General features: G+C 52.7%; 2 protein-coding genes and 1 pseudogene. All 3 read right to left on the bottom strand.

Going from position 1 to position 945, the window contains the following annotated elements; all coding sequences use genetic code 11:
• Nucleotides 1-368, bottom strand: a 368-nt coding sequence (locus tag AAC147_RS05580; protein WP_047685861.1) for a TIGR03751 family conjugal transfer lipoprotein, incomplete at its 3' end; no start/stop codon positions are given.
• Nucleotides 356-712: a hypothetical protein gene (locus AAC147_RS05575; RefSeq protein WP_047685858.1), complete on the bottom strand. Its 357-nt coding sequence runs from the start codon at nt 710-712 to the stop codon at nt 356-358. The genes AAC147_RS05575 and AAC147_RS05580, both read right to left, overlap by 13 nt.
• A pseudogene (locus tag AAC147_RS05570) lies at nt 712-945 on the bottom strand (TIGR03752 family integrating conjugative element protein); the annotation flags it as partial. The gene AAC147_RS05575 and the pseudogene AAC147_RS05570, both read right to left, overlap by 1 nt.

The raw sequence follows: 945 nt of genomic DNA, 5'->3' as shown, positions 1-945 counted from the left end.
TACTGCACCTGCTGATAAAACGGGAACACCGTGCTGTAACCCGGTATCGGCGTATTACCGGCCGCCAGATGCGGAAAAACATACATCACCATATCGGGATTGGGGAGACGGGGAAACTGCCGGCTGATTTCCTGCTCAACCGAACGGCTGTAATGACAGGGCGCTTCCAGTGCCCGGCGCCGTTCGGTCCCGGTCAACGTTCTGCGCAATGCGTTTCTCGCCTGTACGACAGTGTGACCCGCTTTATTGCCCTGCCACATCGCCAGCACCGTCTGCTTTCCGGCAGGCAGCAACGTGTCTTTCGAGGTTGAACAACCAACCATCAGCTCTGACAGACACAACACGACAACTGCGTTTATTTTTCGCATAGCTGAATCTCCGTAGTGCCAATGGCGGTAAAGGTGGCAAACTCAGGATGGACGGCCAGCTCCGATACCGTAAACGGCAGACGTTCCCACTGTTCAGACTTAGCCCTGATTTTGCCTGCAATAACCGCCTGCCACTGGATTTCTGTCAGACGAAAGACGGTAAAATCACCGTCACTCAGTAGCCGGCATCTATTGCCAATGGTGAGATATAATCGGCTGTCTTTTTTATGAGAGGGTCGCCAGTCAAGCTGAATCGGTGCCTGTTCAACACAGGGCGTCATATTGATTTGCAGACAGTAAGGCTGGCTGGTGCAAAACAGCCAGTGAGAAGGCGTGTGTTCCATTAATCTAAATCTTCCTGAATATCATGTTGAGTAGGTTCACTAAAGTCGTAGCGCACTTTACGGCCTTTCGTTTCGTAATCCATCGCCAGACTTTGGGTGATATGTACCACAACACCGGCACCGGGCGGCACGTAGACCGCATCAAACGTCTGGCTGTAACGTTGTTTGAGCCATTCGGTGATGTCATTCATGCCACCGGCCAGGGCTTTTCCTAATGCCGCCTGTCCGGCGTT

Source organism: Xenorhabdus sp. NBAII XenSa04, assembly GCF_963866145.1.
GTDB classification, from domain to species: Bacteria; Pseudomonadota; Gammaproteobacteria; order Enterobacterales; family Enterobacteriaceae; genus Xenorhabdus; species Xenorhabdus indica.
This window is presented reverse-complemented; position numbering and strand designations above follow the sequence as displayed.